The organism is Acinetobacter sp. WCHA39, assembly GCF_002165385.1.
Classification (GTDB): domain Bacteria; phylum Pseudomonadota; class Gammaproteobacteria; order Pseudomonadales; family Moraxellaceae; genus Acinetobacter.
Window position 1 is genome coordinate 49,177 of sequence record NZ_NHRP01000002.1, and the last position, 22,888, is coordinate 72,064.

Sequence of the window (22,888 nt, forward strand, 5' to 3'; positions counted from 1 at the left end):
GTGGGGAGAGTAATATGACGGAAATGAATGATTACGACGAAAACACTGAAGATTCTGCGGTAGACGATGAAGAAGCGAAAGCTGCAGAAAGTGGTGCGGATAGCGAAGAGTCAAGTGTCAATGACGCAGATTTGGCTGAAGCAGAAACCTTAACAGTGACTGCTAAACAGAAACAACGCCAAGCTCTAGAAGATGAGGTTGCAGCGTTTTTGGCACGTGGTGGGCGTATTACCGAAGTGCCACCGGGTGAGACCCACGAATAAGCTGAAAAGATTTAAAAGCATCACGACTGTGGTGCTTTTTGATATTGATGTGATTTGTGTCCACATTACAGTGCTTTAAGAATCCCACATTGTGCATTCTGGAGAGTATTGATGCCTTATCCATTCCATGAAGGCAGCAATATGTGTTTGGTATGCTTATTTCTTGTTTCTGGAAAGATGCTGTAAATAGAATTCAATATCTTCCTCTCGATAGCCCAGCAATTGACCAATTCTTCGCTCAAGCTCTGGTACAAATCCTGCTTTCGGTTGATTGAGGGATAGTTCAATGACCGATATCAATTCATCCACTTGCTCTATTGCAACATCCTTATAAATAAGAATATTTTCCATTTGTATATTGGGGATGCGAGTTGTAGTGGCCTTGGTTCGGGATTTTAAAATGCCTGATTCAAGATAAGGCAAAAACTCATCAGGAATGCCTTCATAAAAAAAGGCAATTGGTTTTTCACCAGAAAGCAGCAATTCAAGTTCTCTGCCTTCATGGGGACCTAACATGGGTAATGAGTCTATAGCCATTTCCTACGTATCTTTTTAAGTATTATTTATTATCTTGAGTCAATTCCAAAGCACGTTGATAAGCCACTTTCTTTTTGATACCTGTCAAATCAGCAGCCAATTGAGATGCTGCCTTGACTGATAAATCTTGTAATAAGCGTTTTAGCAACTCATCCAGTTTATCCTGCGCCATATCTTTTTCAGCAGTGGCACCACCCACCACAACTACAATTTCACCTTTCTCTTGGTTGTGATCATTTTCAATAAAAGTGACCAATTCTTTTAAAGTCATTTTTTTAATAGTTTCAAAGGTCTTTGTGATTTCACGAGCAAAACCTACAGGTCGATCTTCACCAAATACCTCAGCCATATTTTTTACACTGTCTAAAATACGATGTGGCGCTTCATAGAAAATGAGTGTTTGTGTCTCATCTTTTAGTTTTTCAAGTTGGCTAATTCGTTGTGAAGCCTTTGACGGTAAGAAACCTTCAAAACTAAAGCGATCACTTGGTAAACCTACAGCACTCAATGCTGCAATTGCAGCACAGGCACCTGGTACTGGAATGACGCGGATCTTATGTTCTTGTGCTGCGCGTACTAACTTAAATCCAGGGTCACTAATTAACGGTGTTCCTGCATCACTAATCAGAGCAATACTTTCACCATTTAACATTCTTTGTATAAGTTGATCAATTTTGTTACTTTCATTGTGATCATGGCACGCTGTTAACGGTGTTGAGATATTATAGTGTTTAAATAATTGAGCAGATTGACGAGTGTCTTCTGCCGCAACCACCGATACAGACTTTAAAATATCAATCGCACGAAAGGTCATGTCATCTAAGTGCCCAATCGGGGTTGCTACAACAAATAATTGAGCACTCATAAAAGGTAACTCCCTCATGTCTTATCAAAAATATTGGTTGCTACTGTGTTTGGCAGCATCTATGAGTCCAGTTTATGCGGACGTACTGGTGATTCTACCTGAATCGGGTACGATGGCGCGAGCGAGTCAAAGCATTAAATCATCGTTTTCAAAAAGATCGCATCAAAAAGCTTTTTATCGTTTGAGAAACACGAACTGAGTCAGCAACAGAACTTTTGCTTTCTGCACTAAAGGATCAATTTTCATCAGAATAGAATTTGTTGATGAAGTACCACAAAAACGATCAAGTAAAGAAGGGGTATTATTGCTAGGGAGTCAACATTGGTTGGAACAATTAGGTACATTACCCGAAAAGAATATTTACGTCACACCGATGAGTATTGAGCAGGGACAATCTATTCCAATTGGTTTAAGTTTTTGTGATACACCCGCGCTATATAATGGGCAATGGGCAGATTTAATCGAAGCCTATAAGAAACAACCAGAAACAATGGCATTTCAACGTTTATTAGCTTTTGGAGGAGATGCTTGGACGATAAGTCAACAATTATTAGAAAACCCTGAGCATAAATTCTCCTTTGAAGGGCGTACAGGTAAGATTAGCGTTAAAGATGGAAAAATTGATAGGCAACCTTATTGTTATCAACAACAGAAAAATGAAATTCAAATTTTAAAATAAGCTATGGGCACAATGGAACAACACAAACATCTTTTGGGACAGTGGGCAGAACAAACGGCATTGCTATTTTTACAGTCCCAGCAATACCAATATGTACATGGAAACTACCATTCACGTTTTGGAGAAATTGACCTGATTGTCAAACGTGGAAATGAGCTGGTTTTTGTGGAGGTGAAAGCTCGTTCCGCAGGCAGTTATGCAGAGGCTTGTGAAGTGATTTCGTATTCGCAGCAACGCAAGATTATTAAGACGGCGCAGTTCTTTTTACAAAGATACCCCAATTATTACAATTTTGACTGTCGTTTTGATGTGATCTGTTTTGATTTTCCACAGAAACTTGCAAAAACAGTACAACCAGATTTTTCAAAATTGAAGTATGATCAGCAATGGATTAAACATGCGTTTACTTTGGATTGAGATACGGTTGAGTCATTTCAAGACAAGTGCAGTAGATTGAACAAGTTAGTGGATAGGGAGTCTTGCCAAGTGTTGAAACGTTTAACGATGACGTTGGTTTGCGTTGCAAGTTTATCGGGATGTGCGAGTTTTATTTCTGGTGGAACAGGATCGGCGCCTGTTGGTACAAGCAGTGGTGAACGTAGTCTAGGGCAGGTTTTTATTGATTCTTCAATCAAGCGTACTGCAAATATCAACCTATACAAATTAGACCATCGCTTTAAGCAGTCACGCATCAATATTGAAAGTTTTCATAGTAATGTTTTATTAACAGGGCAAGTTCCTGATCCTTATTTGAAACAATTAGCAGAAGACAATTTAAGAGCGATGAGTGATGTAAAAGCTGTGCATAACTACATTACTGTTGGTGATAAAGTAAATTACAACACGATTATGCAGGACTCTACTGTGACTGCAAATACTCGTGGTTTGCTAATGAGAGCGCCTGTTATATCTGACAGTAAAGTATTAGTTCATACTGAAAATGGCATCCTTTATGTGATGGGGCGTTTAAATACTGCTGAGATAAGAGACTTAGATGATGTCTTACAAAAAGTTGGTAATGTGAGTAAAATCGTGACACTGATTGATAATATTGATCAACCATCGGGAACGGTAGCAAGTGCTACAGCAGCAACACCGATGATTGGTGGTGCTTCAACACAACCTTTAGTTGAAACTCCAGTTGCAATTGATCCTGATCAGACTGAACCAGCGACTATTACTCCGACTAAACCCTAATCTATGAAGCAACTTATTCAACAAGTACAAGAAAATGTTATACGGGCGAAAAACTTTTATCAGGAATTTCGCCTGTATGATTTAGCAAGCTATTCGATGAATTATCTGACGCCAAAGGATACTTTTGAAAAAGAAGAACATCTTGCTTATGGATTAAAAGCCAGAAATCGACTGGATCTTTATCGAACCAAGAATCCAAAGAAACAAAAACCTTTGATTGTTTTTGTACATGGTGGATCATGGCAACATGGTAATAAGAGAGATTATTTATTCATTGGCGAAACCTTTGCTCGAGAAGGTTTTGATGTTGCTGTTATTAATTATCAACTCGCTCCAGAGAATATCTTTCCAGCATTTGTCGATGATCTAGCGCAAGCGATTCATTATTTGAATCAAAATAAAGTTAAATTGAATATTTCAACCGATAACATCATTTTGATGGGACATTCTGCGGGTGCCTTTAATGTGATGTCTGTGGTGTATTCTGCTCAGCCTCAGCAATTTAAATATACAGATAATATTAAGGCAATTGTGGGTTTGGCTGGCCCGTATCATTTTGACTATAAAGATGATCCTTTATCTGAACATGCATTTGATCCAAAAATATCGTACCAACAAGTGATGCCGTATTATTTTATTAATCCGAATAAGATTAAACATTATCTATTGATGGCTGAGAATGATCAGTTGGTTGGTAATCATAATAGTTTCGATCTTGATAAGGCATTGAGAGAAAAGGGTAATCATAGTCATGTGATGATTATTCCTAAGACTGGACACATTACCATTGTGGCGACTTTGGCCAGTTTTGTAAGTCATTACTTCAAAACCAAGCGAACGATTTTGCATTTCTTAGATGAAGCTTTAGAAGATTAAATAAAAAAGCATCTTGATTAAGATGCTTTTTTATTCTCAACGATTTGCATAATTATTGCATGTGCAATACTACCTTTAAATGGAATTTCAGGTAGTTGATCAAACTTAAAGAATTGAGCCTCGCTAATTTCTTCCACTTGTAATTGAATATCACCTGAATCATATTCAGCATGAAAAGCAATCATTAAATTACTTGGAAATGGCCATGGTTGGCTCGACATATAACGAATATTTTTTAGTTTTAAACCGACTTCTTCAAAAGCCTCTCGTTGCACAGCTTCTTCTAATGTTTCTCCGACTTCAACAAATCCGGCAATTAGCCCGTACATATTACTTTTATTATGCGCCGATTTCGCAAGTAAGATTTCATCATTACCTTTGGTAATGATTGTAATAATACAAGGCTGAACGCGAGGATATTGATGATAGCCACAAGCTGGGCAAACCATTGCGTATTCTTTGGCGTGAATTTCAGTCATATGACCGCAATGGCTACAGAATTTATGATTACGTCGCCATTCTAATAGTTGGACTGCTCGACTGGCTTGAAGAAATTCTGTAGTTGACCATGACTGAATCAGTTCACGGATTGGAACGAGCTGATAGCCATCGGGAATGGCTTCATTTTCAAGTAGATCACGCGCAATAACGTGATCATTATGATTCAAGGGTAAATCACTTGCTAACTTTTCAACTTCTGGCAGTTGAAGATTTTGGTCGACTAGCAGTTTTTGGTGTTGAAAAATATAAGCAAGTGATAGTTGAGTCATTATGCGGCTATGTTTTGTAATTGCTGACTGCTTGATAATGCCACATCAAACATAGATTGCAATACAGGTTGCTTATTGTTTAGGTTATCAACGAGTAAATCTAAACCAGCAACAACATTTAGAATGCAGTTAATTTGCTCAGCATCAATCGCTTCGTTCTGATTCAAACGATGCTGTGAAAAATGTGCTGCGCCTAACAGTGCAGTTTGTTGAGCAGAGCTACCTAAGAATAACGCAGCGCCTGATAACTCATTCAGATATACAGGAAGGGCTTCTAATGTATTAGATGTTGGATCTTGTACATACGAACTTAAGGTTTGAGTCAATGTTTCAATCAAAGTCTTAGTTTCAGTCAACAATGCTCGATGAGCTTCATCTAAGCGATCTAAAGAAATTTGCATATTGTTGACGCGTAATTGTAAACGACTGGAAGTGTAATTACGCTCTAAGATACCGATTGAATTCATCGATGCCAAAATGCTATTCATTAACTGTTGAATAGAAGTTGCATCAGTTAATGTATTCGGTTGACTCAATTTTTCAGCTTGCAGAGTTAATTCTTTAGCTGCTTCATTTAAGTTCAGTACCTTAAATACATTAGAAAGTTGAGTTAACTTTTGCTGTAGTTCTTGGGTTTTTTCAGCCGACATATTTTGATGGTTATACTCAATTTCATTACGAATTTGAGCCATTTCATTTGTTATTAATTGACTGATTGTATGTACCGTTTCATAGTCAGGACCGTATAAATGACGACTCAAAACTTGAAGTTGAGTATCACTGAGTAATTCATCACCAATGTTCAATTGTTGACGAATATGTTGTGATAAATCATCTTCTTGACTGATGCAGATCGTCAAAATATCTGCCAAATCAGCAATACTGTTTTGATAAGTTGTTGGTTGAGCCAAGAATTTTGCAATATTCGTTTCGATTTGAATAAGGGTACGTAAACGTGCTTCTGTAATCAAAAGCTCATCAATATGTCCTAAGCCTACATTGACCAATTGCCAATATTGTTGGCTCGGTAGATTGTTGGCTAAACCTGCAAGGTAAACACCAACGAGTTTAATTCCTTGTAAATCGAGAGGAGATTCACTTTGTTTAATCAGCTTGTTTAAGCATAATTTATAAAGTTGGTGGATATACTTCGATTGTTCCAAACTTGGTGCTTGTGGCAAATTAAAGTTTGGTGTCATGAAATCCAGTAACGGTTGAAGCGTTTGACCTTCTTTGGTAATTGGCTTGCCTAAAGCTTTCTCCAAGCGATTAAGCGTATCAATTAAGAACTGAGGTACTTTGACTTCACGTAAACAAATAAACTCAATATAGCGTTTTAACATCGTTGTACCTTCACTGAGAGCAACGATATCGCTAGTTTTAATTTGTTGCGGTTGAGCCATGATTTGACGCATAAGCTCAGCTGAATATTGAGTGATTTGTGCTAAATGAGGCATATCAATTAATGCAAGTACTTGTGTGCACTGTTCGAACTGATTAAGTGCGTCATCAATACCAAAAGGCAATGCTTGTTCTTCGGCAAGCGTATTGACCGCTGTCTCCACCAATTTAATCGAATTGTCGATCTCATTTTTTATTATTAATAATGCAGTTGGGTCGAAATGAATCGAGGTTTGGTAAGACATATGACCTACACCTTTCCTAAGTTGTTATATCCATGAACCTCCTAGAGTAGGAGGCAAAATCATTAACAGTTAATATAACTTAAGTTTGAAAACTTGAAATACAAAAAATTACGCTCAACAGCAAATTTATTTTGCAAAAAGGCAAGCGCTTCCATGTTTTTGCTCAAATTGTTTGACCCAAGTCTCATGTTCATTTAGTTCATGTTCTGATGGATAGATAATTGGTAAATCTACTTCGATACGAGAACGAGTGGTTTTATTTTGGTTTTGTTCATTTTGTGAAAGGGCATCCATATCAAAAGAAACTTGTCCACCCGTCATTGCGAGATAAACATCAGCCAAAATTTCAGCATCGAGTAACGCACCATGGAAGGTACGATCACGTGCAGGAATTTCATAACGGCGAACTAAAGCGTCTAAAGAGTTCTTTTGCCCAGGATGTTTATTTTTAGCTAAAGCCAGTGTATCTGTAACTTCACAAACATCAGATAATAATGGCAGACCAACACGTTTGAACTCCATATTTAGGAAGTTCATATCGAATGTCGCGTTATGCGCAATAATTTCAGCGCCTTGTAAAAAATTAAACAGTGTGTCGGCAATTTCTGCGTATTTAGGTTTATCTTGCAAAAACTCGTCGCTGATACCGTGAATATCCTCAGAGTCACCTACAGGTTTTTCTGGATTGATATAAATATGAATTGAGCTTCCCGTAAGTTTACGATTGATCATTTCAATCGCACCAACCTCAATAATACGGTCACCATCTTGGAAATAGAAACCTGTAGTTTCGGTATCCAGAATAAGTTGGCGAGGGCCTTGTAAGTGTACTTTTGCCTCAGTAATAACAATCTGAGGGTGAACTGTCGTTGTTGATGTATTTGGGCTTATTGAGTGACTCATTACAGCTACATCAGGCTTAATTTCCTCGATACTGATCTCTTCGACTTCTTCAACCAAGTTATCAATATCTTCATCAAGGTCGAGACCAAATGGGTCATCTAATAACCAGTCAGATTCAGGCTTTTTTGTATCAGCGTTAGCCTGCACGAGAGATTTCATTTGTTGAGCCGTTTGTTCGGCACCGAGATTGGCCAATTGATCAGCCATTTCATTACCAGCATGTCCAGCATGCCCTTTGATCCAATTCCATTCAATTTTTCGGTTAGCGCAAACAGCATCTAACTTTTTCCATAAATCAGGATTTTTAACATCTTTCCAATTTTTCTTTTTCCAACCATGAATCCATTCAGTAATACCTTGTTTAACGTAATTGGAATCAGTCCAAATAATCAGATGTGCGTCTGTAGGGCAAAAACTTACACCTTCAATCGCAGCTTGCAGTTCCATTCTGTTATTGGTTGTTTCAGGTTCTCCGCCACAAAGTTTATGTTCACCTTGTTCGGTAATGATATATGCACCCCAACCACCTAAACCTGGATTGCCTTTACATGCGCCATCAACATAAAGTGTGATTGTTTGAGACATAGTTAAACCTAAAGTTAAAAGTTTGCGTTGTATTACGAGATTACATTCATAAAAAATGATGTTTTATTTGAATGTATATGGCTAGAGTTTAGCACTCTAGCTAGATAAGTTATATTTTAAAGCTTAATTCTGGTGTTGAGCGGTTACAAAACTCATATTTTTTAATTTCTTGTAACATTTGCATGCAAATCACGTTAAATTATTGCCTTGTCTAAGTGACATGCTTTACTACAATGGCAAATCAAAGAAATAAACTAGCGTGAGTTGACTGGAAGTTTTTATGTATAAATCGAACACATTGGTGCTGCAAACATCTGCAACATCATTATTCAAAATCACTGTACTCACTTCTGCTCTAACTGCGTTGGGAATCACGACAGGTTGTTCCTCAACACCACAATCAAACAAAGTATCATCATCTAAGCAAGTTGGTTCAGGTTATTTGGATGCAAGTAGTTTAGATTCTTTAGAAGATTTATTATCAGCTACCGATATGCGCGCTGTTGAAGGTGATCGTTTATTGGTACTGAAACACGGTGATGTGTGGAAGCGAATGACGGTTGGATTCAAAATGGATTTAAACCATTGGGATTCTCGTATTGAAGCACAACGTAGTTGGTTTATTTCTCGTCAACCATATTTAGATCGCTTAAGCGCGCGTGCCAGTCGTTATTTGTATCATACGGTTAAAGAAGCTGAACGCCGTGGTATGCCAACCGAATTGGCTTTACTTCCTGTTATTGAAAGTTCTTACGATCCAGCTGCAACCAGTAGTGCAGCAGCAGCGGGTTTATGGCAATTTATCCCAAGCACGGGGCGTATTTATGGTTTGCAGCAAACCAGTCTATATGATGGTCGCCGTGATGTGGTTGAGTCGACACGCGCTGCTTATGAGTTTTTAGGTAGTTTATATAATCAATTCGGTTCATGGGAATTGGCTTTGGCTGCTTATAACGCAGGACCGGGTCGTATTCAACAGGCGATTAACCGTAACCGTGCAGCAGGATTACCAACAGATTACTGGTCATTAAAACTTCCGCAAGAAACCATGAACTATGTTCCACGCTTCTTGGCGGTTGCTCAAATTATTAAAAATCCAAGTGCCTATGGCGTAAGTTTGCCGCCTATCGCAAACCGTCCACACTTCCGTGAAGTTGGTTTAGCTGCACCTTTGGATATGAATCAAATTGCTTCAATTACAGGCTTAAGCCGTGCGGAATTGTATGCTTTGAACCCTGCTCATCGCGGTGAAACCGTTGATCCAATGAGCCCAATGCGTATTTTAATTCCTGCAGATTTAAGTCCGTCAGTCGATGCGAAATTACGTTCTGGAAAAGTAAGTTCAGGTGGTTTCTGGGCAAGCAATAGCCAACCACCTGCAATGAATAACAATACATCTAATGTCGCTACTACCACAGTTCGAACCAATATCAACTCAGGTCAGACGATTACACCGTCAACTAAGACACCACCGCCTTTAACGGCAAGTAATACAGTAGTAACGCGCCCAACAACATCAACGCTGACTAAAACCAATACACCACGAGGTTCTGATGCATTAGCTTCATTTGCTGCTGCTGCCGATGTACCTAGTGCCCCGCGTATTCCCGTTGCGATTACACCAGCGGAAAATGTAAAGCCAGTTAAGATTGAGCCACCGATTTCGGTTAAAGAGCGTGAACAAATTATTGCCGCTGTAAAAGAAACCGGCGAGAAGAAAACAGTTACTCAAGTATTAGAACCACAAGCGACACAAGCAGAAAAAGACCAAGTCGTTGCTGAAATTAAAGCAATTGCACCTCAAGGTACAGAAATTGTCGATCCATTTGATGGCAAGATTAAATTAACAGCAATTCAAACTAGCCAATCTGTTGCTGATCAGAAAGGCGTTGAGGTCAGCAAGGGCTTTGCTTATCCAAAGAACTTAGTTGAAGATGCAGCGACAGCAAATAGTGAAGATGCCAAACGCAATCAAGGAAAGCCGTATATTAAAACGGATACAGATGTTGTTGTGGTTGCACCGAAAGGAAAACGTAGCACTTATGTCGTGTTACCAGGCGATACCTTGGCTTTGATTGCACAAAAAAATGGTGTCAATTGGCGTGATATCGCAACGTGGAACCAGATTGATCCGACTGGAACTTTATTTGTAGGTGCAAGCCTGTATTTATATGATGCAAAACCACAGGTTGTTGAGGCTGCAAAAGTCGTTGAGCGTAAACCTGAGAGTTATGTCGTACAATCAGGGGATAATCTTACCAATTTAGCAACCCGTTTTGATTTAACTTTAAAACAGTTAGCAGACTATAATAATTTATCAGTGACAGATAATTTATTTGTTGGCCAAAAACTAACGCTCAAAGAACCAAAAAACAATCCACGGAACACTCAATTAAACGCACCACAACAGTCAGCGCGCACTGTCGAAAATAAAGCAACGACGATGCAAAAGGTAGCCACGAAATCTTATACAGTGAAGCGTGGGGAATATTTAAAACTGATTGCTGATCGTTATGCTTTATCTAATCAAGAATTGGCTGATTTAACTTCTGGTTTGACTGCAAGTAGCAATTTATTTGTTGGGCAAAAAATTAACGTACCGCTGCATGAGGTTTCAAAAACAGAAGAAAATGTTGAACCTAAAAGTACGGTTAAATATGAAAATGTAACAGCATCAAGTAACTATAAGACTGAGTCTTATATCGTACAGCGTGGTGATACTTTATCGAGTATCGCAACAAAATCTAAAATTACATTGAGTGAATTGGCTGAACTGAATAACTTCAAAGCCAACAAAAGTGTTCGTTTAGGGCAAGTTTTAAAAGTGCCAGCAGGTTCAACGATTCCTGAGCAATATGTTGTGCAGTCTGGTGATAGCCTTAATGCGATCGCAAATAAATATGAACTGACAGTAAATTATATTGCTGATTTAAATGGTTTAGAACGTACCGCAGGTGTTCGTGTTGGTCAAAAGCTCAAGCTAACAGGTGATGTGCCGAGCAAAAATAATCTCAGTACAAGTAGCAAGTTAAAAGAGAAAGAGCGTGAAGAAACTGCACCAGATGTTTATACCGTAAAATCAGGTGATACTTTAAGCAACATCGCGAGTCGTTATTATTTACAACTAGATTATGTAACTGCTTTAAATGGTCTATCTCGTGGGAGTAGTGTTCGTGTTGGGCAAAAGCTAAAACTTACGGGTGATGTACCAAAAGCTGAATCAGCAAAATCTGAAAATAGTAAAAACACTACTAAGTCTACGCCAAGCAAGAATACTGAAAAATATACGGTGAAGGCGGGTGAGTCTCTAAATAGTATTGCGAACCGTTTTGGATTGTCTGGTCGTGAATTGGCTGAGTTAAATGATTTGAAAGCCAATGCAAGTTTGCAACGTGGTCAAAGTATTTTAGTCCCTAAAACAGTGACTGAATACAAAGTAAAACGTGGTGATACTTTGATTGGTCTAGCAAGTAAATATGGTATGGACACCAGTGCACTTGCTGAAATGAATGATTTCACTCCAAGTACACAACTACGTATTGGTGATGTGATTAAAGTTCCAAATCTGTAATTAGGAATGAATCAATTTGTTTTAGTTAAAAGGCTTAGTCTAATCTGTGGGCTAAGCCTTTTTGCTCAGTTCGTATGTGCCACCATGCAGACGACGCCTTATTTAGCCATGCATGTTCAACCCAAATATGCAAAGTTAAATGCGATGCCTTATGCCAATCCGAATGCACCTAAAGGGGGAATGCTCAGTCAATCTAGTTTAGGCACATTCGATAATTTAAATAGCATGAATGGCAAAGGGAGTTCTACGGAAGGTGTAAATTATCTTTTTGATAGTTTGATGGATCGCGCTTTAGATGAGCCTCGGGTCATGTACCCATTATTAGCTGAAAAAGTGAGTTACGATCCTGATCATCTTAAAGATGTGATCTTTCATTTAAACCCTCAAGCCCGTTTTAACAATGGTCAGCCCTTGACCGCAGAAGATGTTAAATTCACCTTTGACACTTACCAAACCAAAGCCAATTTAGGCTTTCAAATGTATTTGTCTGATTTAGCAAAAACAGAAGTGATTTCTAAGTATCAGGTCAAATTTATTTTTAAGTCTAAGAACAATGTGGAAATGCCACTGATTTTGGCGAGTCTACCGATCTACTCAAAATTGGATTGGAAAAATAAAGATTTTACGCGTGTGACATTGCAACCGATTGTAGGTTCAGGGCCTTATATTGTTGAGCGAATTGATGCAGGGCGGAGTATCACTTATAAACGCAGTCCAAACTATTGGGCCAAGGATTTGCCAGTCAATAAAGGGCGTTATAATTTTGATCGACTCAAATATGTGTATTATCGAAATTTAGATGTTAGTTTTGAGGGTTTTAAATCTCGCCAATTTAATTTATATGAAGAAAAAAATATTCGTAATTGGATGACAGCTTATCATTTTCCCGCCGTGCAAGCAGGTCAGATCAAAAAATACAAAGCACGTTTGGGGACACCGCTCGATATTCAAAGCTTGGTATTTAATATTCGTCGTGCTCCTCTAAATGATATTTATCTTCGTCAGGCACTCACATATGCTTATGATTTTGAATGGCAAAATAAAGCTTTATTCTTTAATCAAAATCAGCGTTTACAAAGCTATTTCGATAATACTGATCTGGCTGCAACAGGTCGACCCAGCGCCGCAGAATTAAAAGTCTTGAAACCTTTCTTCGCTCAACTAAATCCAGTCATACGACAAGGTGTGTTAGCAGATTGGCATTATCCTGTTTCTGATGGTAGTGGTTTCAATCGGCAGAATTTATTGGTTGCACAACAGATTTTAAAAGATGCTGGCTATTTGATTCGTCGTAATCAATTATATGATCGGCAGGGTAAAGCGGTTCGTATTGAATTATTAATGCAGCAAGAAAATCCACAACGTGAGTTGATGCCTTTTGTGCGTAATTTGAATCGTTTGGGAATCCAAGTTAACCTCAGACAGGTGGATGTTCCGCAATATGTGGAGCGAATCCGTCATCAGGATTTCGATATGATGATGTTGAAATTGCCACAGACCTTGACACCCGGTAAAGAGCAAGCCCAGTTTTGGGGGAGTGCTGCTGCGGATGAAGCAGGAAATTATAACTATTCAGGGATAAAGAACCCTGCAATTGATCAAATGATTAACAAAATTGTTGCCGCAAAAAACCGAGAAGAAGTCGTCTTGTATACTCATGTCCTCGATCGTTTATTGCGTGCAGGGTATTATCAAATTCTGACCTATGGTAAACCTGAGCGATGGTTTGCTTATTGGGATATGTATCAGCAACCGAAAATAAAACCGAAACTTTCTGTAGGATGGGAATATTGGTGGGTGGATGGTGCAAAGGCTAAGAAACTCGATCAACCAATACGAAAATCTGACTTAAAATAATGAAGGATCTTATGAGATGGTTCACTATATTCTGAAAAGAATGTTATTAATGATCCCGACATTATTTTTCATTGTGTTGATTAACTTTATTATTGTCCAAATTGCGCCAGGTGGACCTGTCGAACAAGCCATCCAACAGATACAAAATGCACAGGGTTTAGGTACAGGAGCAAGCGCTTCATCTAGCCTAAGTAACTTGGCGCAATATCAGGGCGCACGTGGGTTAAGTCCTGAAATGATTGATAAAATTAAAGCACAGTATGGTTTTGATCGTCCTGCACATGAGCGTTTCTGGTTGATGATCAAAGGCTATTTAACATTTGATTTTGGTACAAGCTTTTTTAAAGATAAACCTGTTACGCAATTGCTTTATGAAAAACTGCCTGTCACTTTGTCTCTAGGCTTGTGGAGTACCTTTCTGATTTACCTGATTGCGATTCCATTGGGCATCAAGAAAGCCAAAAATAATGGTTTGTTGTTTGATCAGTCGACTTCGTTGTTGCTGGCGGTGAGTTATGCCATTCCATCTTTTGTTTTTGCGATTTTGCTCATCGTTTTTTTTGCAGGTGGGAGTTATCTACAGTGGTTTCCATTACAAGGACTAGTTTCTGAAAACTTTAATCAGTTAAGTTTTTTCGCCAAAATAAAAGACTATCTATGGCATATGAGTTTGCCGATTCTGAGTATGGTATTGGGGAGTTTTGCTGCACGAACCTATCTGACCAAATATTCTTTTGTAGAAGAATTAAAGAAACCGTATGTTCTGACGGCACGATCAAAAGGTTTAAATGACAATCAGGTACTTTATGGGCATGTTTTTCGTAATGCCATTTTAGTGGTGGTTGCAGCTTTGCCCGAAGCATTGGTGGGTATTTTCTTCGTCGGTAACTTATTTATCGAGATCATTTTTAATCTCGATGGGATTGGCTTGTTGGGTTTTGAAGCAATCACCCAACGTGATTATCCTGTAATTTTTGGAACTTTGTTCTTATTTACCTTATTTGGAATGATTTTACGTTTAATTGGTGATTTGCTTTACCAAATGATTGATCCTCGGATTGATTTTGAAGCGAGGGGTGGAAAATGATGTCACCTCTTATGCGTGCACGATTTCACCGTTTTAGACAAAATAAATTGGGCGTTCGTTGTCTCATTCTATTTTTAATCATTTTTATTTTGTCATTATTTGCTGAGATTATTGCTAACGACAAACCTTTGTTGGTTCGTTATCAGCAGTCTTTTTATTTTCCTATTTTTAAAGACTATCCAGAAACCACGTTTGGTGGTGTCTTTGAAACGGCGACAGATTATCAAGACCCTGCGGTAAAACAACTAATTCAAAATCAAGGCTGGATGATTTCTCCACCCGTTGCATTTTCTTATCAGTCACCAAATCTTTCGCTTACTGTACCAGTTCCCTCCAAACCGAGTTCACAAAACTGGCTTGGAACGGATGATCAGGGACGAGATGTATTTGCTCGTATTCTCTACGGTTTGCGTGTTTCTCTCCTATTTGGCTTTGCTCTGACACTTTGTTCCGCCGTGATTGGTGTTATTGTCGGTGCCATTCAGGGCTATTACGGTGGTTGGATCGATTTAATTGGGCAACGTGTCTTAGAAGTATGGGGTGGTTTACCTATGCTTTTTATCGTCATGATTTTGGTCAGTATGTTTAGCCCTAGTGTCTATTGGTTGTTTTTGATCATGTTGTTGTTTGGTTGGACAGAATTAGTGGGTTTAGTCAGAGCAGAGTTTTTGCGTGCCCGAAATTTTGATTATGTTCGTGCGGCTCAAGCCTTGGGTGTTCGTGATCATCAAATTATTTTTAAGCATATTTTACCCAATGCCATGAGTTCTAGCTTGTCACAAATACCTTTTATGTTGACCGCCAATATTATCGCTTTAACTGCATTAGATTTTCTGGGTTATGGTTTACCACCAGATGCTGCTTCACTTGGGGAGCTATTATTACAGGGTAAAAATAACCTAGATTCACCTTGGTTGGTACTTTCAGGATTCTTTACTTTAGCAATTGTACTTTGTTTACTGATTTATATTGGGGAGGCGGCGCGTGATGCATTCGACCCAAGACGATAATACGCTTTCAAATCCAGCTTTATTAAGGGTTAAGCAACTCAGCATTCACAATGAAACAGGACATTGTCTTGTGAAAGATTTGAGTTTTGATGTTTACCCTGCACAGACTGTTGCGATTGTGGGAGAAAGTGGGTCTGGTAAATCAATCAGTGCTTTGGCTTTATTGGGGTTGTTACCTAATAATCTAACAGTACAAGGACAAGTTGAGTTTGCAGCTCAAGCGCTGTTGTCTTTAACTCCAATTCATTTACAGCAGATTCGAGGCAAGCGGATTGCCATTATTTTCCAAGAACCAATGACTGCATTAAATCCTTTGCATCGTGTAGAAAAAATGATGGCTGAAAGCTTGATTTTGCAAGGTGTTTCTACAGTGGATATTCGACAACAGACGCTTTCTTTATTGCAGGATGTTGGGATTGCTGAAGCAGCGCAAATTCTTAAATGCTATCCACATGAGTTGTCGGGTGGGCAACGACAGCGTGTGATGTTGGCGATGGCTTTGGCTTTAGAGCCAGAGGTTTTGATTGCGGATGAACCAACAACAGCATTGGATGTGGTTTTACAGACGCAAATTTTAGCTTTATTAAAAAAACTACAACAGCAACGAAACATGGCGATGATTTTGATTAGCCATGACTTAAATCTGGTTAAGCAATATACAGATCATGTGGTCGTGCTGAATCAAGGTCAGGTAGAAGAGCAGGGTAGTACGACTGAAATTTTCACACATCCCAAAACTGCATATATACGAAATTTACTCAATCACGACTTTGGACAAGCTCTATCGCTAACGCCGAGCGAGACATTACTTGAACTAAAAAATGTCACGGTCAAATATCCTATCAAACGTGGTTTATTGAACCAAATTAAAGCGTATAAGGTCGCAGCGGACTCAATACATTTCAATTTGTCCAAAGGTGAGGCTTTGGGTATTGTTGGTGAGAGTGGTTCGGGAAAATCATCATTGGCTTTAGCGATTGCACGTTTGATTTCAAGTGAAGGCGAAATTTGCTTGCAGTTTCAAAACTTAAATCAACTCAATCAAAAACAACTTCGCCCCCTACGCCGTGATTTTCAAATTGTATTTCAAGATCCATTTAGTAGCCTAAATCCTCGGATGTCTGTTGAACAAATTATTGCGGAAGGGCTTCACCTTCAAAATATTACTAAGCAACGATCTGATGAGGAAATTGATGACGTTTTAATGAAAGTTGAACTCTCTTTGGAGGATAAAAACAAATATCCGCATCAACTTTCAGGTGGTCAACGACAAAGGGTCGCACTGGCACGCGCTTTAGTTTTAAAACCGAAGCTGATTATTCTAGATGAACCAACTTCTGCCTTGGATCGAGTAACACAACGTTCAATCATTGCGTTGTTGCGTCGTTTACAGCAACAGGAGCAGATTAGTTATTTATTTATCAGTCATGACTTGCAAGTCATTAAAGCCTTGTGCCAAAAAGTCATGGTGATGCATCATGCGAAAGTATTGGAATATCAAGCAACAGCACTTTTATTTAGTCAGCCCCAAACAGCGTATACCCGTCAATTGATTGCCGCGAGCGAATATTAGCATTGAAATTAAATTGACATATGGTATTGTCAGTTTATCGGAAGAACGCTTGACAGTTACAATAATCAGATTAAATTAGAGTAAATACTCTAATTAAGACAGAGGATGACCATGAGTCAGATTGCAGACAGTATTCAAATTCGTAATACCACATTTAAAAACCGTATTATAAAAGGGGCAATGAGTGAAGCACTTGCTAATCACGAAGGGCAGCCAAATGAATTGCACATAGGCTTGTATGAGGCTTGGGCAAAAGGTGGTTTAGGTTGTGCGATTACAGGCAATGTGATGGTCAATATTGCTGCCAAAAATGAGCCTGGTGTGGTTGCGATTGAAACCGAACGTGACTTAGCAAAATTAAAGCAATGGGCTGATGTTGGTAAAAAATATGGCATGGTGCAATTGATTCAATTGTCTCACCCTGGTCGCCAATGTCCAAAAGGTTTGAATAAAGAAACTGTTGCGCCATCGGCAGTTCCTTTTAGTCCAATGCTTGCAGCAATGTTTGGAACTCCTCGAGAACTTAAACATGAAGAAATCTTAGATATTATTCAACGTTTTGCAACAGCCGCAGCAGTGTGTGAAAAAGCAGGATTTGAAGGTGTGCAGCTCCATGGGGCTCATGGTTATCTGATTAGCCAGTTCCTATCTCCATTAACCAATAAACGTACCGATCAATGGGGTGGTTCGATTGAGAATCGTATGCGTTTCTTGGTTGAAATTTATAAGGCTGTCCGTGCTGCAACATCAGAAAACTTTATTATTTCTGTGAAACTTAATTCAGCTGATTTCCAACGTGGTGGAATCACAGAAGAAGATGTCATTACTGTATTCAAAACCATTGATGAAGCTGGTATTGATATTATCGAAATCTCAGGTGGTACCTATGAAGCACCTGCAATGGCAGGTGCTAAAGCTGAATCACGTAAAGCCAGTACCATTGCACGAGAAGCGTATTTCTTAGAATTTGCTGAAAAAATTCGTCAGCATGTGGCGTGCAAATTGATGGTAACGGGTGGTTTCCGTACAGTAGCAGGAATGAATGCAGCACTTCAAAGTGGTGCATGTGATTTTATTGGTATTGCTCGACCACTTGCAGTTGAAACTGATCTTACTGATCGCTTAATTGCGGGCCATGATGTACGTTATGCCGTGAATCAAATTAAAACAGGGATTCCTTTTGTCGATAAAATGGCAATCATGGAAATTATTTGGTATGCGGCACAATTTAAAGCGATTGGGCAGGGTAAAAAACCAAATCCTAAATTGTCACCTTTAATTGTGTTTTTGAATTATGCAAAAGGCAATATCAAGGCTGTTGTTAAAGGTCGGGTGAATTCGCGTAAATCGGCATAACTGAATTACCACGCCATCGTCCAATAAGATTGAAACGTAGAAGCAGACCATTGTCCTTTGATTAAAGATTTTTTAAAGGCTGGTCTGTTTTCTATTTGAGCTAAATAACGCTGTATATGTTTACATTGATGGTTGTTTTGTGCGCAAGCCAATAATGGAAACCACATCAAAATATCTGCAACCGTAAATTGATCCCCAGCAAACCATAAATGATCTTTTAAATACTTATCAATTATGGTTATTTGTTGCTGTAACGATGGATTTAAATAGCCTTGATCAAATCCATATTTTAAAAATTTTGAAACGAAGCGAACAGGAAATGGTGTACGTTGTACAATTTGGTGAAAAATTTGTTTGAGCAATAGCTCTGGAATAAATGTGGCTTCACAATAATTTTTCCAATAATAAAAACTTTGAAGTTGTGATCCTAATAATTTAGTTTGCCCTAATTGGGGATATAGATAAGACAAGTAATCAATAATCGCTGAAGTTTCGGCTAAGATAAAAATTTGCTCTCGATTTATTATTTCAACAGCAGGAAATTTCGATAATTGATGCGGTGAATTTTTCTTTTGATCTGTGTTTGAATGGTGGTTGATGACTAACTCGTAGGGAAGTCCTAATTCTTCTAAAAACCAAACGATGCGCTGAGAACGTGAATTTTGTAAGTGGAATAAACGGATTTGCATATTAGGTTTAAATTTATGGTTTTGATCTATTTTTAGTATAGGGTAGAAAATATGCTAAGAATAATAAAATAGATTTTTCAAAATAATTATTTTGTAGCAGCTCTATTTATAAAGAACCAATAAAAAAAGCCACTGTCTTAAAAATGCAGTGGCTTTTTTGAATTTGGCGTCCCTACGGGGATTCGAACCCCGGTTACCGCCGTGAAAGGGCGATGTCCTAGGCCTCTAGACGATAGGGACTTCTTGAGGTGGGTGTATATTAGGGCTCTGTCACTAAACTGTCAAGAAGATGAGGAGACAGTTTGTTCAAAATATAGCAAAACAGTTCAGCCGTCTTTTGAGTATCGTACAATGCAGAATGAGCCTCTTTGCCATCAAACTCGATGCCAGCTTGAATACAAGCACGTGCTAGTACTGTTTGACCAAACATGACTGCACTGAGAGTGACTGTATCAAACACGGAGAAGCTATGAAAAGGATTCTGGTTCTTTGTGCCAGTACGGGCAATTGCTGCCTGCAAGAAACCTAAATCAAAGTGGGCATTATGTCCCACTAAAACCGCATGAGTACAGTGTTGTGCCTTGCGAACCTCGTTCAATGATTTGAAAATACGTTTTAATGCGCCACGTTCGTCTTCCGCCATTGCCACACGCATGGGGTTAAATGGATCAATTCCAATGAAGTCTAATGAGCGACGATCTAAGTTTGCACCTTCAAAAGGATTGATGTGTGCATGGAATGATGGGCCAGGTATGAACTGACCTTGCTCATCATAGATAATCGGGATACAAGCAATTTCAAGTAATGCGTCAGTCTGGGAATTAAAACCTGCTGTTTCAACATCAACAACAACAGGTAAGAATCCACGAAAACGCTGACCAATAACAGGAGCTTTGTTTTCTTCTTGTGTCACACTTTTCTCCATTGCAGTGTTTTACCTGCATGAAGTGGAATGATTTTTTGATCTTCTAGATAATCAAAAGATTCAGCAACCGTATTTTCTTCTTTCACTAAAGTGATAGTTGAAGTATTACGCGGTAAGCCATAGAAGTCAGCACCGAACATACTTGCGAAACCTTCTAAACGTTCTAACTTACCCACTTGATCAAAGGCTTGTGCATAAAGTTCAATTGCATTTGGTGCACTATAGCAACCCGCACATCCACATGCATTCTCTTTAGCATTCTGAGCATGTGGTGCACTGTCAGTACCTAAGAAGAATTTTGGATTACCACTAGTTGCAACTTCTAATAATGTGGTTTGGTGCGTTTGACGCTTTAAAATTGGCAAACAATAGAAGTGAGGTTTCACACCACCGACCAACATGTCATTACGGTTAAAGAGCAAGTGTTGCGGTGTAATCGTTGCGGCAACATTACGATCTTGTTCAAGTACAAAATTTGCAGCATCACTTGTCGTAATATGTTCTAACACAACTTTTAATTTTGGGAACTGCTTCAATAATGGCGATAAAATTTCGTCAAGGAAGCGTTTTTCACGATCAAAAATATCGACATGATTGTGAGTAACTTCGCCGTGTAACAACAACGGGACTTGGTGTTCTTCAAGTTGTTCAATCACGGCATAGACTTTACGAATATCGCTAACGCCATTATCCGAATTTGTCGTTGCGCCAGCGGGGTAGAGTTTGATCGCATTTACATATTCAGACTCTTTGATTTTAAGAACTTCTTGAGGTGAAGTGAAATCTGTAAAATAAAGAACCATACGCGGATCAAAATGTAGTCCTTCTGGAACATGAGCGAGAATACGATCTCGATATGCCAAAGCTTCTTCTACAGTTTTGACTGGTGGAACTAAGTTCGGCATACAGATCGCGCGTGCAAATTGTTTCGCAAGATCTGGAACAGTACGTTTTAAAGCTAATCCATCACGCAAGTGAGCGTGCCAATCATCTGGCTGTAAAAGTGTAATCGTATTCAAGGTGTACTTCAGGCTTAAAAAATAATATAAATAATAATGCATATAGTGTGAAAATGGTAACTACAATTATGGATAAGTGGTTACGCAAAGCGCATGAAAATATGAGAAATTGTGTTATTTTTATGCTGGACAAGAATACAGCATTATAAGAAGAGTGAGAGGGATGGAAAATCAATATGATATTAAGCAGTTATGTAAAGAAAAAGAAGATCTAGAACAGTTAGTCATTGCACATTCTAGAACCAAGAAAACAAAAAAAAATTTGCCTACCCAACTCGAAAATGAGTTTTGGCAATTTAATATTGATCGAACTAGAATCAATGCGATTCAGTTCTTTGGTCAAGGGGTAATTACATATGCGATTTTTGTACTTTTGATTTTACCGTCGAATTTGTTGGTCATTCGAACAAGCACCCATTTTATTTTAGATTTTGTATATAGCATTTTAAGCTTGGTTGTTGTCGCGGCAGCACTATTTTTATTTTGGGCATTTTCTCGTTTTAGACGGCTTAACCCATTATTTTATCCTGCAACCTGTGTGATTGTATTTTGTACAATTGTCATTCCCTCATTGTTAATGATGAGTATTTCTAATCTGGTGCTACAAAACCAGTCGATGGTGTTGATTGCATTCTTATATATGCTGGGTTTTATTTTGAGTGGGCTTAAACCCAAACATATGTTATGGATTGGTTCTTCAGCAGCAATTGTGATCTTATTGTCGTTATACTTTCTCAAAGTACCCTGTGATTTTTTAATGCTAGGGCGTACGTTTATAGGAAGTCTATTGTTGGGTTTTTCGATTAGTGTAATGCTCACTTCTAAGGACAGGAAATTATTTCTAAAAACTAAAATATCTGAAATTGATGAGAGAATTCTACGCTTACAAGCATCTGAACTTTTACATTTAAGCCAACATGACGAGTTAACAAAAGTTTCGAATAGACGTACATTTGAAGAAATGTTTAGTTATTACTATGAACTCGCATGTAAAGAAAGTAAGGCCATGTCCGTATTATTTATAGATATTGATTATTTTAAAAACTATAACGATTTTTATGGTCATCAGATGGGGGATCAAGTCATTTCCGCGATTGCGAAAATGATTAAAAGCTCAATTCGGCACATGGATTTCATTGCACGTTATGGGGGCGAGGAATTTGTGGTGCTTTTACCAGAAACATCTGCTCAAGGTGCATATGCTGTAGCAACCAATATTTATCGAGCGATTGATCGGCAGATGATTCAACATGAAAAATCACTAGTTTCTAATCATGTGACCATTAGTTTGGGTATTACGGTGTTTAATGGAAACCCTAAAATTAGTCAAGATTCGGTGATTCATACTGCGGATAAAGCGCTATATAGAGCGAAACAACTTGGACGTAATCAGATTTACTATCAACCACTTCCCAGTGTTGAGTAAAGAATAAAAAACCGAATACCACAAGTATCCGGTTTTTTTATTGAACAATCTAAA

The 22,888-nt window shown here is 38.5% G+C and carries 19 protein-coding genes, 1 tRNA gene and 1 pseudogene; 12 read left to right on the forward strand and 9 right to left on the reverse strand.

From position 1 onward, the window contains the following. Nucleotides 1-14 precede the first annotated feature (14 nt). Nucleotides 15-263, forward strand: a complete 249-nt coding sequence (locus tag CDG56_RS01125) for a hypothetical protein (RefSeq protein WP_087546662.1) — start codon at nt 15-17, stop codon at nt 261-263. A 156-nt stretch (nt 264-419) separates the two neighbouring features. On the opposite strand, the gene CDG56_RS01130 is transcribed toward CDG56_RS01125, so the two are convergent. Continuing rightward, nucleotides 420-800 carry a hemin receptor gene (locus tag CDG56_RS01130; protein WP_087546663.1) on the reverse strand — a complete coding sequence of 127 codons (381 nt, stop codon included), beginning with the start codon at nt 798-800 and terminating at the stop codon, nt 420-422. Nucleotides 801-822: 22 nt separating this feature from the next. Next, a complete protein-coding gene (rsmI, locus tag CDG56_RS01135) occupies nt 823-1,665 on the reverse strand; it encodes a 16S rRNA (cytidine(1402)-2'-O)-methyltransferase (protein ID WP_087546771.1) in 843 nt (280 codons plus the stop codon). Between the two features lie 16 nt (nt 1,666-1,681). On the opposite strand from rsmI, the pseudogene CDG56_RS01140 reads away from it, so the two are divergent. The 4 genes and pseudogenes from CDG56_RS01140 (at nt 1,682) to CDG56_RS01155 (ending at nt 4,417) form a co-directional block, all read left to right on the forward strand. Next, nucleotides 1,682-2,344 (forward strand): annotated as a pseudogene (locus CDG56_RS01140) (hypothetical protein). 12 nt (nt 2,345-2,356) lie between these two features. Further along, nucleotides 2,357-2,761, forward strand: coding sequence for a YraN family protein (locus CDG56_RS01145; protein WP_087546664.1), 405 nt, complete (start codon nt 2,357-2,359; stop codon nt 2,759-2,761). 69 nt (nt 2,762-2,830) lie between these two features. Further along, the gene (locus CDG56_RS01150; RefSeq protein ID WP_005157796.1) at nt 2,831-3,541 is read left to right on the forward strand and encodes a BON domain-containing protein; all 711 of its coding nucleotides are present in this window, start codon (nt 2,831-2,833) and stop codon (nt 3,539-3,541) included. Between the two features lie 3 nt (nt 3,542-3,544). Continuing rightward, on the forward strand, nt 3,545-4,417 hold the full coding sequence (locus CDG56_RS01155; protein WP_087546665.1) for an alpha/beta hydrolase: 873 nt from the start codon (nt 3,545-3,547) through the stop codon (nt 4,415-4,417). Between the two features lie 17 nt (nt 4,418-4,434). Here the strand turns inward: CDG56_RS01155 and nudC are convergent, their stop codons facing one another. From nudC to dnaQ, 3 genes are all read right to left on the reverse strand, one after another. After that, nucleotides 4,435-5,187, reverse strand: coding sequence for an NAD(+) diphosphatase (gene nudC, locus CDG56_RS01160; RefSeq protein ID WP_087546666.1), 753 nt, complete (start codon nt 5,185-5,187; stop codon nt 4,435-4,437). Then, complete coding sequence (locus CDG56_RS01165; protein ID WP_087546667.1) at nt 5,187-6,833, reverse strand: chemotaxis protein; 1,647 nt, start codon at nt 6,831-6,833, stop codon at nt 5,187-5,189. The genes nudC and CDG56_RS01165 overlap by 1 nt, the downstream gene beginning before the upstream one ends. Before the next feature lie 126 nt (nt 6,834-6,959). Further along, entirely contained in the window at nt 6,960-8,321 is a 1,362-nt protein-coding gene (dnaQ, locus tag CDG56_RS01170; protein WP_005157782.1) for a DNA polymerase III subunit epsilon, read from the reverse strand. Nucleotides 8,322-8,601: 280 nt separating this feature from the next. Between dnaQ and CDG56_RS01175 the strand changes: the two genes are divergently transcribed. The 6 genes from CDG56_RS01175 (at nt 8,602) to CDG56_RS01200 (ending at nt 18,775) form a co-directional block, all read left to right on the forward strand. Next, nucleotides 8,602-11,892, forward strand: coding sequence for a lytic transglycosylase (locus tag CDG56_RS01175; RefSeq protein ID WP_087546668.1), 3,291 nt, complete (start codon nt 8,602-8,604; stop codon nt 11,890-11,892). A 6-nt stretch (nt 11,893-11,898) separates the two neighbouring features. Further along, nucleotides 11,899-13,749: an extracellular solute-binding protein gene (locus tag CDG56_RS01180; protein WP_087546669.1), complete on the forward strand. Its 1,851-nt coding sequence runs from the start codon at nt 11,899-11,901 to the stop codon at nt 13,747-13,749. Nucleotides 13,750-13,765: 16 nt separating this feature from the next. Continuing rightward, the gene (gene yejB, locus CDG56_RS01185) at nt 13,766-14,836 is read left to right on the forward strand and encodes a microcin C ABC transporter permease YejB (RefSeq protein ID WP_087546670.1); all 1,071 of its coding nucleotides are present in this window, start codon (nt 13,766-13,768) and stop codon (nt 14,834-14,836) included. Beyond that, nucleotides 14,836-15,846: an ABC transporter permease gene (locus tag CDG56_RS01190; protein WP_034602650.1), complete on the forward strand. Its 1,011-nt coding sequence runs from the start codon at nt 14,836-14,838 to the stop codon at nt 15,844-15,846. The genes yejB and CDG56_RS01190 overlap by 1 nt, the downstream gene beginning before the upstream one ends. Beyond that, on the forward strand, nt 15,824-17,419 hold the full coding sequence (locus CDG56_RS01195) for an ABC transporter ATP-binding protein (RefSeq protein WP_087546671.1): 1,596 nt from the start codon (nt 15,824-15,826) through the stop codon (nt 17,417-17,419). Before CDG56_RS01190 ends, CDG56_RS01195 begins: the two co-directional genes overlap by 23 nt. Nucleotides 17,420-17,530: 111 nt before the next feature. Next, nucleotides 17,531-18,775 carry an NADH:flavin oxidoreductase/NADH oxidase family protein gene (locus CDG56_RS01200; RefSeq protein WP_087546672.1) on the forward strand — a complete coding sequence of 415 codons (1,245 nt, stop codon included), beginning with the start codon at nt 17,531-17,533 and terminating at the stop codon, nt 18,773-18,775. Nucleotides 18,776-18,780: 5 nt separating this feature from the next. Here the strand turns inward: CDG56_RS01200 and CDG56_RS01205 are convergent, their stop codons facing one another. The 4 genes from CDG56_RS01205 to pyrC form a co-directional block, all read right to left on the reverse strand. Further along, complete coding sequence (locus tag CDG56_RS01205) at nt 18,781-19,464, reverse strand: glutathione S-transferase (RefSeq protein WP_087546673.1); 684 nt, start codon at nt 19,462-19,464, stop codon at nt 18,781-18,783. Nucleotides 19,465-19,628: 164 nt separating this feature from the next. Further along, nucleotides 19,629-19,704, reverse strand: a tRNA-Glu gene (locus CDG56_RS01210). 19 nt (nt 19,705-19,723) lie between these two features. Continuing rightward, a complete protein-coding gene (gene rnt, locus CDG56_RS01215; protein ID WP_087546674.1) occupies nt 19,724-20,389 on the reverse strand; it encodes a ribonuclease T in 666 nt (221 codons plus the stop codon). Beyond that, the gene (gene pyrC, locus CDG56_RS01220; protein ID WP_034602647.1) at nt 20,374-21,408 is read right to left on the reverse strand and encodes a dihydroorotase; all 1,035 of its coding nucleotides are present in this window, start codon (nt 21,406-21,408) and stop codon (nt 20,374-20,376) included. The genes rnt and pyrC overlap by 16 nt, the downstream gene beginning before the upstream one ends. A gap of 163 nt (nt 21,409-21,571) precedes the next feature. Between pyrC and CDG56_RS01225 the strand changes: the two genes are divergently transcribed. Further along, nucleotides 21,572-22,834 (forward strand): GGDEF domain-containing protein, encoded by a 1,263-nt coding sequence (locus CDG56_RS01225; RefSeq protein WP_087543844.1) that lies wholly within the window; start codon nt 21,572-21,574, stop codon nt 22,832-22,834. Nucleotides 22,835-22,888: the final 54 nt, after the last annotated feature.

Coding starts and splice junctions, on each gene's coding strand:
- CDG56_RS01190 (WP_034602650.1), top strand. CDS start 14,836: ATGTCACCTCTTATGCGTGCACGATTTCACCGTTTTAGACAAAATAAA.
- CDG56_RS01125 (WP_087546662.1), top strand. CDS start 15: ATGACGGAAATGAATGATTACGACGAAAACACTGAAGATTCTGCGGTA.
- CDG56_RS01225 (WP_087543844.1), top strand. CDS start 21,572: ATGGAAAATCAATATGATATTAAGCAGTTATGTAAAGAAAAAGAAGAT.
- CDG56_RS01195 (WP_087546671.1), top strand. CDS start 15,824: ATGCATTCGACCCAAGACGATAATACGCTTTCAAATCCAGCTTTATTA.
- yejB (WP_087546670.1), top strand. CDS start 13,766: ATGGTTCACTATATTCTGAAAAGAATGTTATTAATGATCCCGACATTA.
- dnaQ (WP_005157782.1), bottom strand. CDS start 8,321: ATGTCTCAAACAATCACACTTTATGTTGATGGCGCATGTAAAGGCAAT.
- rnt (WP_087546674.1), bottom strand. CDS start 20,389: ATGGAGAAAAGTGTGACACAAGAAGAAAACAAAGCTCCTGTTATTGGT.
- CDG56_RS01155 (WP_087546665.1), top strand. CDS start 3,545: ATGAAGCAACTTATTCAACAAGTACAAGAAAATGTTATACGGGCGAAA.
- CDG56_RS01130 (WP_087546663.1), bottom strand. CDS start 800: ATGGCTATAGACTCATTACCCATGTTAGGTCCCCATGAAGGCAGAGAA.
- CDG56_RS01205 (WP_087546673.1), bottom strand. CDS start 19,464: ATGCAAATCCGTTTATTCCACTTACAAAATTCACGTTCTCAGCGCATC.
- CDG56_RS01180 (WP_087546669.1), top strand. CDS start 11,899: ATGAATCAATTTGTTTTAGTTAAAAGGCTTAGTCTAATCTGTGGGCTA.
- CDG56_RS01200 (WP_087546672.1), top strand. CDS start 17,531: ATGAGTCAGATTGCAGACAGTATTCAAATTCGTAATACCACATTTAAA.
- nudC (WP_087546666.1), bottom strand. CDS start 5,187: ATGACTCAACTATCACTTGCTTATATTTTTCAACACCAAAAACTGCTA.
- CDG56_RS01145 (WP_087546664.1), top strand. CDS start 2,357: ATGGAACAACACAAACATCTTTTGGGACAGTGGGCAGAACAAACGGCA.
- CDG56_RS01165 (WP_087546667.1), bottom strand. CDS start 6,833: ATGTCTTACCAAACCTCGATTCATTTCGACCCAACTGCATTATTAATA.
- CDG56_RS01175 (WP_087546668.1), top strand. CDS start 8,602: ATGTATAAATCGAACACATTGGTGCTGCAAACATCTGCAACATCATTA.
- rsmI (WP_087546771.1), bottom strand. CDS start 1,665: ATGAGTGCTCAATTATTTGTTGTAGCAACCCCGATTGGGCACTTAGAT.